Consider the following 10,555-nt stretch of genomic DNA (forward strand, 5'->3'; position numbering starts at 1 on the left):
GCTAATTGTAGCAGTTCCACTTGTAGAACAAGTAGCAGTTGTTGTGGTTATTGTAGGTACTGATGGTGTTACTAATTGCGTTGCTGTGCTAAAAGCTAATGATGACGCAGAAGTACAACTTCCATTTGATGCGGTTACTGAATAACTCGTTCCATTAGTCATTCCTGAGATAGCTCCAGTGCCACTTACTGTTGGTCCTGTTGGATTGAAAACATATGTGATTCCNNTTTGATGCGGTTACTGAATAACTCGTTCCATTAGTCATTCCTGAGATAGCTCCAGTGCCACTTACTGTTGGTCCTGTTGGATTGAAAACATATGTGATTCCTGAAGTGTAATTGCTAATTGTAGCGGTTCCACTTGTAGAACAAGTAGCAGATGTTGTAGTTATTGTAGGTACTGATGGTGTTACTAATTGAGCTGCAGTACTAAAAGCTAATGATGAAGCAGAAGTACAACTTCCGGTTGATGCGGTTACTGTCTAACTTGTACCATTAGTCATTCCTGAGATAGCTCCAGTGCCACTTACGGTTGGTCCGGTTGGATTGAAAACATATGCGATTCCAGCTGCGTAATTGCTAATAGTAGCTGTTCCACTTGCTGAACAAGTAGCTGCAGTTGTTGTTATTGTAGGTACGGATGGTGTTGCATTAATTGTAATACACTCTTGAACTGTTACTCCACAAGAAGCAGTTGTGCTAGTATCAGCTGTAATAACAATTTCATCAATAGAAATAGGTGGATCAATACTTGAGCTTGCATCATTATTCCATCTTATTCTGAATCTTAAATTAGGCTGATTATCCCATAAAGGATCTGTTCTAAAATCAGAAAGCCAAGTAGTTTGTCTTCTTAATTTTGCACCAGCCATAACCCAAGTTGTTCCTCCATTGATACTATATTCAATGCTACCATAATCATCAGAACCATTGGCATTCGTTTCTCCCTGTGCTAACCAATAAAAATTAAATCTAACATTTGTTTTTCCAACAGTATTAATTACCGTATTTAATGTTGCTTTTTGGTCAGATGTTTGCCCATCGAAGTTTGCATTTAATGGAATAAAATTTACTGAACCAGCTCCACATGTTGCACCAGTTGTAGTTGTTGCTTTGATGTGTAGATAATTACTATTAGGTCCCGACGTAATTGCTACGGGTTGATTAGGAACATTTGGGACTGTAAAAGTTCCTAAACCAGTAACACAGCTTCCTCCTACATATTGATTATTTAATACAAAAATATTAGGTCCGTTAGTATTATCAAGTGTCCAATTACCTAGTCCTGATTCAAAAGTTTCTGTAAATAAAGTAGAAGTAACTACTCCTCCTGAAGTTGTAGGTGAGGTAATATCCACACAATAGGTTCCCGCTGGTAAACCAGATAAACTTGTATTCGTAGTTGAAGGTGTAGTAAAACCTACTGGAAAAGTATAACCTGAAGGTCCACTTACCCAATCAAAAGTTGTTCCTGTAGGCAGAACTGAAGTAAATGAAATAGAACCTGCAGAACAATTTACTATAGTTTTAGTGTATGTTGGTGTTATCGAATTGTTTACAACAACTGTTGCAACTGATGAAGTTGTACTACAACCACCACTACTAATTACACAATAATAGTAGAAAGTTCCTGAAACTAAAGTTGATGGCACATATGTTGTTGATGTAGCTAAAGCAATACTAGTTCCTCCTACATTTGAATTTGTAGCATTAGAATACCATTGATATGTTAAAGAAGTGCCTGAAGCAGCAACTGTTAATGTCGTTGGAGATGAATTAACGCATACGGTTTGAGTAGTTAATGGCTGAGTTGAAATAACTGGATTAGAACATACTGGCACGACATTATAATACCCAAGCCCTTGTAAATCAACACTAGTACAAACTGCACTTGGAATTACATTCATTGTAAAACAAAGTACATAATTTCCAGCGGCTAGACCATCCCATTCAGGATTAAAACCACTTGCAACGGATGATGCATTTGTTCTATTTGGTAGAATTGTTGCACCACATGCTGTACTCGTTAATTGATATGAAATTACTTCTTCTGTCGAACTTCCACAAGCTGCTGGACTTGATGATGTTAACTGTTTAAACCCTAAAATTGTAGCCCCAGAAACTACCGTTACTGGAACACAAATTGTTATAGATTGGCCAGGAACAAGAGGAGAATTTCCTAATTGATCTCCAGCTACACCTAAATTAGTAGCAATTCCTGTTTGTCCTAAAGCTGCAGTTGACGTTGTCATTGAAATTACAGGACATGTTGGCGTTGCACAAGTAGCACAAGTAGAAGAAGAGATAATTACATTAGTGGTTGCAGTTCCACATGTAGTGGGTACAGAAACTGTATAAGTACCCGGTAAACTAGTACTAGGAGTAATTTGACCAGTAGTTGCATTAATTGTCAACCCTGCAGGAAACGAGGTATAACTTCCAGTAACTGGTCCGTTAGTAATGGTTACACTAGAAACACCTGAAGAAGTTGTAAATGGACTTCCTGCATAGTTTATTGTTGTTGGAGTTGTTCCGTTAACTGTTACGGTAATATCGTTACTACAAGATGTTACTCCATCCGTTATTGTAGCTCTGTAAATTCTTGTCGATGAAGGTGAAACTGTAACACTTGCTGTTGTTGAAGATGAAGTTGCTACTACAGTATTAGTAGATAAATCCGTTATTGTTAATGTTGAAGGATTATTTTTTATAATTTTCACATTGTCAATTCCCCAACTATCTTGAGAAGCTGTTGTTGATGAATTTTGATACCATCTAAACTTTGTAGTTGCTGTCATAGCTGCTGCAGGAATTGGCACAGTAGTAGTATTCCAATTATAAACATATGTACCACATCCTATATTAGCTGCAGAAGGAAAGCTACTTTCTATACTTGGAAACATCAATTTCATGTTGTTCCAAGAAGTACCATTATTTATTGAATATTGGATATAAACTCCTTCTTTATCATCTGGTGCCTCGCATCCATTTCCCCCGTTATCATCTGAAGCTTCTCTAAAATCAAAACTTAAAACACCACCATTACTTACATCAAAAGTATTAGATTCTAAAATTCTAGGTGCTGCAACACTTTGCATCCAAGCAAAAATTGATCCATCAGTATTTTGAGTATTGTAACCATAATTTGGCTGACATGAAAGTACATTAACAAATGCCACTCCACCTGGGGTACCAGTCCAACCAGCTCCTAAAGAACTTGAATTGAAGTCATTATTTATTAACCCTGAACCAATTGTTCCTGTAGCTGTGAGTACAGTTGAACTTCCTAAGCATAACGTTGTGGGTAAAGCTGTTATATTTACCGTACATCCTGTAGTGGCTTTAACGTACGTAATTACATTTCCAATCCATCCTGTTGATTGAGAACCTCCATTAGTAAATCTAAAGGTTAAGGCTCCTGTTGCATTGTTTGCACAAAATATACCAGGCTTTAATTCCGCTTGCACAACACCTCCTAATGCAGGTTGGCCTGTATTATAAGGACTTCCAGCTGCATTATAGGCAGTTCCATAATTTCCTTTTAGGGAGCCAATATTTGTTGCAGCAGTTGTTGTTCCATCAAATATTTCTAAAGAGCCAAAAGAACTAAAAGAAGTAAAATCCACACATACACTTTTACCTGCTGGAGGTAGTAATGTAATTGTATAGTTTGTAATTCCATCATTACCAGCAGCTCCTCCTGCATCATAAAAAAATTCGCCTCCAGAAACATTTACGGTTCCTCCCTGACTAATTAATATATTTTGAGACCATCCAGATATTCCAGCCATCAAAATAAAAACACTAAAAATATTTCTTACAGATTGTATTAGGGATGAACTCATTAACTTTTAGATTTTGGAGATAAACTATTATTACAGTCCAAAATTATAAATCCATTTAAATAAAAAATAACAAAAAATAGTACTTTTTTGTATTTCAGATTTATAAAATAATAAATAAAATCCTTATTTTTAATACCATTACAACTTTAAATAAATGTAAATCAGAATAATTTTTATTAAATTAATTAGTAAATAGTTTATTCGTTGAATTTTAAGTACTATTTTACTATAAATATTTATGTAATATGTAATCTTATATAAAATATTATAGAAATAAATAAATTATGTTATTCAAAATAACATGAATAATCTATTCAAAAAATAAGTGATGGAATACAAAAGTGTTAAACTGAAAATATTATAACAAAAATATTTTATAGTCTTTACTCTGATAGGTTTTATGAAGCAGTTAATATATTGAAAGAAACAATTAACTATAAATTGAATGATTTCTATTTAAGAACTCCTTTGCACAAATAAACAATTGAAGTTTAAAAAGAACTAGCTCCTGATAAATATAAAATTCAATTTTTAATCCCGAAAGAAAACAATATAACGTTTTAGAAACAATTCCTTTTCTGAGTGAAATGAAACCTAAAAAAGAACAATTAACCTTATTTTAATTATTCTTTCGTACTCATTTTAATCTGCAAATGATTCAATAATACTTGATATTTACTAATTTCTCTCAATACGAATACATCATCAGTTGCGTCCATCATGTCATCTAAATCATCACTTACCTCAATTAATTTAATGCTGGCTTCAGAAAAATTCTTTATAGCCATGTTATCAATAATCAATTGAATATCTTTTTTTATTGTGGTAAATTGGTCTTCCATGGTTTTAGTATAACTCTTTTTTTATCGTTTGTAATGGGATGTTTGTGGTAATTAACTTCTGAATTATATCTCTTCGAAGCTCCTCCAAATCATTATAATCCAAATATTTCGCCCAAGCATCCGATTCTAAAATTTCTTTTATTTGTCGAATGATTTTTGCAGTCTCGGAAGCATTTCGCAAAACGGCTTTTTCATCGAAGTTTGGATTGTTTTTGTGTTGAAAGGTTACTTCCTTGGTATCGAAATTTACTTCTACATAAAAAAAGTTTTCGGTTTCATTATTAGGATAAAAATCAGTCCATTTTGCATAACCAATTCGTTCTTTCTGATTTGGATTTTTAATTTCTGAAATTAATCTCCACCTACAATTTGCAGCTCTTCCCCAGTGATTGGAAATACGATAAACACCTTCCTCAGTAAAACAATATTCGCTACCCGATTTGCTTTTGTAACTTGTTTTGATTTTAGAAATCTTATTTGGTTCTATTTCAATAAATTCACAAAATGTATACTTATGAAAATTGTTTTTGTTATACATTTAAAAAAATTCAATACGTTAAAATTAATTTTAGGTTTTCAAAATCTATAGGTTTTATCAAAAAGGATTTTACAAAACAATATTTTTTTGCGTTTTGTATATCTTTTGGATTTATGCTACTTGAAAGGATATAAATCAAAGGACAAGTTGCAAATTTATATTTTTCCCATTCATTTAAAAAATCCCAAGCATCCCAAATTGGCATATTTATATCTAAAAAAATGATGTCAGGAAAATGTGCGGAATTAGTATCATCAGAAAAAAAATCAAATGCTTCTTTTCCGTTTGAAAACTGAGATATTTCAAATTCTGAATTAATCTTATTAATTTGATATTTTAATGTAAAAATTAAAATAGGATCATCATCAATAATAGCGATTTTTTTAATCATTATTCTTTTTAAAATATAAATTAAACTTAGATCCAATATTTACTTCACTTTCCACTTCAATCCATCCTCCCATCGCTTCCATTTGATTTTTTGTAATAAATAATCCTAAACCTCTTGAATTTTCAGTATAATGAAAAGTCTTATACATTCCAAAAATCTTGTCTTTATAACGAGATAAATCTATCCCAAGTCCATTATCTTCAAAACTTAGTTTTATATAGTTTTCTTCATCATGACTCACTATCCTTAAAAACTTGTAATTTGATTCTCTGGAATATTTAATTGCATTTGAAATTAGATTTTGAAATACCGAATCTAAATATTCCGCAAACCCATAAATTTCAATTGATTCATGAACATTAATATCAACTGAAATATTGTTTCGATTTAACTCAAGCTGAAATGTATCAATAGACTTTTTTATTAATTTTTTTAATTTGAATTTATTTATTTCATCCTTATTTGAACTATACAACAGAGCAACATCCGATAAGTTATTTGTGGTCTCAATCATATTTTCAGAAGCTAACAATAACATTTTAAAAAATTCATTTTCTTTAACGGGATATTTTTCTCCTATTAATTGAACTAATGAACTAATGTTAGTTGAATGAGATCTCAAATTGTGTGAAACAATATGAGCGAAATTTTGTAAACGCTCATTTTGCGATTTAGACAGATTAAGTAGTTTTAGTAAATTTGACTCTGTATTTTTTTGATGAGTGACATCCCTACCATAAAAATAATAATTATTATCTAAAAAATATATTCTCCAAATAATCTCCTTGAAAACGGAATTATTATCTTTTATTTTACAAACAAAATTTTCAGAAATACTTAGTTTTAGTGCTTTTTCAATTTGAAATTCAACAACTTTTTTGTCTTCACAATATACAAAATCTAAAAATTTTTTAACTCCACTTCTTAATTCTTTATCTTCAAAATGTTTAGACCAAGATTCATTTGAATTGACCAAATTTAAATTCAAATCTGTTACAACAATTAAATCTTTAAAAAATTTAAAAAAATCTTCCAAATTACTATTTTTCGCTTCTAATAATTTTGATTGCTCACTTAAAAATAAATTGGTTTTTCTTAAATTTAGCAAGTTCATTACTTGATTAGCAAGTCCTTTTAGAGAATACAATTGGTCCTCTGATAATTCTATTAAATCATCATGAAAAACACATAAAGTACCTAAAGCAAAACCATTCTCTGAACGCAAAGGTACCCCTGCATAAAAAACAACATTTGGATTTTCAACTACAAATGGATTATCAAAAAAAGTTAGACTTTTTCTAGCGTCTTCAACAATGTATACGTCTTTGTTTTCAACAATTACATGACCGCAAAAACTAACATCTCTATGTGTCTCATTTATACCAATACCACATTTAGATTTAAACCATTGACGGTCTTTATCAATAAGAGTAATCAACGAATATTTTGTATTACATATTTGAGAAGCTAGGTGAGTGATATAGTCATAATCTTTCTCCTCAAAAGAATCAAGTACCTTAAATGAATATAGTTCATTTAATCGTTCGACTTCATTATTTGGAATCAAAGGCGCTTTCATTATTAAAAGTATTTATAACAAACCAACTAAATTTACTATATTTTTTTATAAATATTTCTTTTTTCTGTTTTATTTTTCAAAAAAATCGACTAAAAGCATGTTAAATAAGTTCATACTATTTATTTTGTAACATAAGTTACAAAAAAATTAAACGATATTAGAGTATCTTTACAAAAAGGATTACAAATGAGAGATATTTTAGATCAAGCGTACAGCTATATTTTTGAAGAAGCTTTATTGGACGAAATTGCAAAAGTGGCAATTTACAAGGAATTTAAAGCCGATGATTATCTGATTGAAATTGGAGATTACATCAAAACGATGCCGCTTTTATTAACGGGAGCGATTAAAATATTGAGAGAAGATGAAAATGGTGATGAATTATTGTTGTATTTCCTAGAACGAGGCGATACGTGTGCCATGACATTAACGTGCTGCATGGGACAATCGAAAAGCCGTATCCGTGCTATTGCAGAAACCGATGGCGCCATGCTAATGATTCCAGTAGAGAAAATGGAAGAATGGTTGACCAAATATAAAACGTGGAGAAACTTTGTTTTTGACAGCTACAATGTCCGTTTAAACGAAATGTTAGAAGCGATTGACACCTTGGCTTTCATGAATTTAGACGAACGCTTGTACAAATATTTAACCGATAAGGCAAAAGTAATTGGAGATACTGAAATTAAAAATACACATCAAGAAATCGCTTACGAAATGCATACATCAAGAGTCGTAATTTCCCGATTATTGAAAGCGTTAGAGTTGCAAGGAAAAATCAAATTACACCGAAATAAAATAGAAATCCTTCAATTCTAATGGAGATTTTAGGCTATGTTGGCGCATTATTTATTGGATTAGTTTTAGGACTAACAGGTGGCGGTGGCTCTATTTTAACAGTTCCGATTTTGGTGTACTTAATGAGTATAAGTCCTGTTACTGCGACAGCTTATTCGCTTTTTATCGTAGGAACTACTTCTACTTTTGGCGCGATTCAAAACTACCGAAAAAACTTGGTAGACATCAAAAACGGATTCATTTTTGCGATTCCGTCTTTCATAGCCGTTTACTTAACCCGAAAATTTATAGTTCCAAGAATTCCTGAAATCATTATAGAATCACCAATTCTAATCACGAAAAACACGTTTCTAATGTTGTTTTTTGCAGTTATTATGATTTTTGGAGCACTTTCGGTACTAAAAAAGAAAAGTCAAGATAACAATAACGAAGAAAAAAGAAATCTAATTCTAATAGGAATTCAAACCTTCACTATTGGAATTATAATAGGATTAGTTGGAGCTGGTGGCGGATTTTTAATAATCCCATCGTTAATTTTATTTGCCAAATTACGAATGCGAAAAGCCGTTGGGACTTCCCTATTCATTATCGCCATGAACTCATTGGTAGGATTTATCGGTGATGTGCAGAATTTGGTAATCGATTGGATATTTTTGTTAACGTTTTCAGCTATTTCGGTTGTTGGAATATTTTTAGGAATGTACCTTACAAAATATACGAATGAAAGCCAATTAAAGAAGATTTTTGCTTACTTTGTATTGCTCATGGCTGCCATTATCTTGTTAAAAGAAATGTAAATGTAACTTTGGGTACAGAAGAAATAAAATTTAGAACGTAAATTTGTAAAAAATAAAGAATATGAAAATCGAACAAATATATACAGGATGTATTGCTCACGCGGCATATTACATTGAAAGTAATGGCGAAGCTGCAATTGTAGATCCATTAAGAGAAGTACAACCTTATATGGATAGAGCGCAAAAAGATAATGCTAAAATCAAATACATTTTTGAAACGCATTTTCATGCGGATTTCGTTTCGGGACATTTAGATTTGGCTAAGAAAACAGGAGCTTCAATTGTTTATGGTCCAACAGCAAAACCAAATTTTGAATGTATTGTAGCTACAGACGGGCAAGAGTTCAAAGTAGGTGGCGTAACGATTAAAGCTATACATACACCTGGACATACATTAGAAAGTACATGTTATTTAGTTACTGACGAAACCGGAAAACAACACGGAATTATCACGGGAGATACTTTATTTATTGGAGATGTGGGTCGACCTGATTTAGCACAAGAATTGGTAGAAGATTTAACGCAAGAAATCTTAGCAGGTCATTTATTTGATTCTTTACGCAATAAAATCATGCCATTAAGTGATGATTTAATTGTGTATCCAAATCACGGTGCCGGAAGTGCTTGTGGAAAAAACATGAGTAAAGAAACGACCGATACTTTAGGCAATCAAAAGAAAGTCAACTACGCTTTAAGAGCCGATATGACAAAAGAAGAATTCATCAAAGAATTATTAGACGGATTGACGCCTCCTCCAGCTTATTTTCCTCAGAATGTATTAATGAATATTCAAGGCTATGAAAGTTTAGATGCGGTGATGTCAAAAGCTGAAACGCCTTTACATCCTAAAGAGTTTGAAGCCGTTGCCAATCAAACAGATGCTTTAGTTTTAGATGTTCGAAACGAGAATGATTTCGTAAAAGAACATGTGCCAGGTTCCATTTTCATTGGATTACACGGACAATTTGCTCCTTGGGTAGGCGCATTAATTAGAGACACTAAACAACCTATTTTATTAATTACACCAGAAGGAAAAGAAGTAGAAACCATCACTAGATTATCTCGTGTTGGGTTTGATAACACCTTAGGATTCTTATTAGGTGGAATCGAAGCATGGAAAGCCGCAGGTTACGAAACCGATAGCATTGAATCGATTTCCCCAGAAGTTTTCGCAGCACAATACGAAACCGCTCCAGTTATCGACTCAAGAAAACCAGGAGAATTCACAGCCGAACATGTGGTAAATGCGAAAAATATTCCATTAGATTACGTTAACGAACAATTAGCTGAAGTACCAAAAGACGAAAAATTCTTCATTCATTGCGCGGGCGGTTATCGTTCTGTAATTATGTCGTCAATCTTAAAAGCTAGAGGTTACCACAACATGATTAACGTAGAAAAAGGTATGGCCGGCATCAGAACTACTGATGTTCCTTTAACGGCATATGTTTGCCCGAGTACGTTGAAATAAAACTATTAAAGATAAAATACGAAATCCGACTTCACAAGAGTCGGATTTTTTTATGGGCGTTCCCCAAGGGTCAGGCTATCCGAACTCATATTAATTAGCTACCTAAAACACTAGAAATCAAACAATTAACAAGTAAAACAAATACTCCTATCCCTAACGCTGAATTGGTTTTAGTTTAATAATTATATAACATTTATTCCCATCGGGACAATATATTGGTAACAAAAAACCCCTCATCGTTAGATGAAGGGTTTTCAAAAGAAAGGCGGCGACATACTCTCCCACATAACTGCAG

General features: G+C 32.6%; 8 protein-coding genes. 3 read left to right on the plus strand and 5 right to left on the minus strand.

The window, feature by feature from the left end; genetic code table 11:
* Window positions 1-481: 481 nt before the first annotated feature.
* From OJ995_RS13350 to OJ995_RS13370, 5 genes are all read right to left on the minus strand, one after another.
* Window positions 482-3,844, minus strand: a complete 3,363-nt coding sequence (locus tag OJ995_RS13350; protein ID WP_264369892.1) for a DUF8696 domain-containing protein — start codon at window positions 3,842-3,844, stop codon at window positions 482-484.
* A 623-nt stretch (window positions 3,845-4,467) separates the two neighbouring features.
* Entirely contained in the window at window positions 4,468-4,686 is a 219-nt protein-coding gene (locus OJ995_RS13355; RefSeq protein WP_264369893.1) for a hypothetical protein, read from the minus strand.
* 4 nt (window positions 4,687-4,690) lie between these two features.
* Window positions 4,691-5,224, minus strand: a complete 534-nt coding sequence (locus OJ995_RS13360; RefSeq protein WP_264369894.1) for a hypothetical protein — start codon at window positions 5,222-5,224, stop codon at window positions 4,691-4,693.
* Window positions 5,225-5,234: 10 nt separating this feature from the next.
* Window positions 5,235-5,615: a response regulator gene (locus tag OJ995_RS13365; RefSeq protein ID WP_133610920.1), complete on the minus strand. Its 381-nt coding sequence runs from the start codon at window positions 5,613-5,615 to the stop codon at window positions 5,235-5,237.
* Window positions 5,608-7,194, minus strand: a complete 1,587-nt coding sequence (locus tag OJ995_RS13370) for a GAF domain-containing sensor histidine kinase (RefSeq protein WP_264369895.1) — start codon at window positions 7,192-7,194, stop codon at window positions 5,608-5,610. The genes OJ995_RS13365 and OJ995_RS13370 overlap by 8 nt, the downstream gene beginning before the upstream one ends.
* Window positions 7,195-7,380: 186 nt before the next feature.
* Here OJ995_RS13370 and OJ995_RS13375 point away from each other — a divergent pair, with 186 nt between their 5' ends.
* The 3 genes from OJ995_RS13375 (at window position 7,381) to OJ995_RS13385 (ending at window position 10,260) form a co-directional block, all read left to right on the plus strand.
* A complete protein-coding gene (locus tag OJ995_RS13375; protein ID WP_231834944.1) occupies window positions 7,381-8,013 on the plus strand; it encodes a Crp/Fnr family transcriptional regulator in 633 nt (210 codons plus the stop codon).
* Window positions 8,013-8,789 carry a sulfite exporter TauE/SafE family protein gene (locus tag OJ995_RS13380; RefSeq protein ID WP_264369896.1) on the plus strand — a complete coding sequence of 259 codons (777 nt, stop codon included), beginning with the start codon at window positions 8,013-8,015 and terminating at the stop codon, window positions 8,787-8,789. Before OJ995_RS13375 ends, OJ995_RS13380 begins: the two co-directional genes overlap by 1 nt.
* A 61-nt stretch (window positions 8,790-8,850) precedes the next feature.
* The gene (locus OJ995_RS13385) at window positions 8,851-10,260 is read left to right on the plus strand and encodes an MBL fold metallo-hydrolase (protein WP_264369897.1); all 1,410 of its coding nucleotides are present in this window, start codon (window positions 8,851-8,853) and stop codon (window positions 10,258-10,260) included.
* Window positions 10,261-10,555: the final 295 nt, after the last annotated feature.

This window comes from Flavobacterium lacisediminis (assembly GCF_025909975.1).
Classification (GTDB): domain Bacteria; phylum Bacteroidota; class Bacteroidia; order Flavobacteriales; family Flavobacteriaceae; genus Flavobacterium; species Flavobacterium lacisediminis.

Coding starts and splice junctions, on each gene's coding strand:
- OJ995_RS13385 (WP_264369897.1), top strand. CDS start 8,851: ATGAAAATCGAACAAATATATACAGGATGTATTGCTCACGCGGCATAT.
- OJ995_RS13355 (WP_264369893.1), bottom strand. CDS start 4,686: ATGGAAGACCAATTTACCACAATAAAAAAAGATATTCAATTGATTATT.
- OJ995_RS13360 (WP_264369894.1), bottom strand. CDS start 5,224: ATGTATAACAAAAACAATTTTCATAAGTATACATTTTGTGAATTTATT.
- OJ995_RS13375 (WP_231834944.1), top strand. CDS start 7,381: ATGAGAGATATTTTAGATCAAGCGTACAGCTATATTTTTGAAGAAGCT.
- OJ995_RS13380 (WP_264369896.1), top strand. CDS start 8,013: ATGGAGATTTTAGGCTATGTTGGCGCATTATTTATTGGATTAGTTTTA.
- OJ995_RS13365 (WP_133610920.1), bottom strand. CDS start 5,615: ATGATTAAAAAAATCGCTATTATTGATGATGATCCTATTTTAATTTTT.
- OJ995_RS13350 (WP_264369892.1), bottom strand. CDS start 3,844: ATGAGTTCATCCCTAATACAATCTGTAAGAAATATTTTTAGTGTTTTT.
- OJ995_RS13370 (WP_264369895.1), bottom strand. CDS start 7,194: ATGAAAGCGCCTTTGATTCCAAATAATGAAGTCGAACGATTAAATGAA.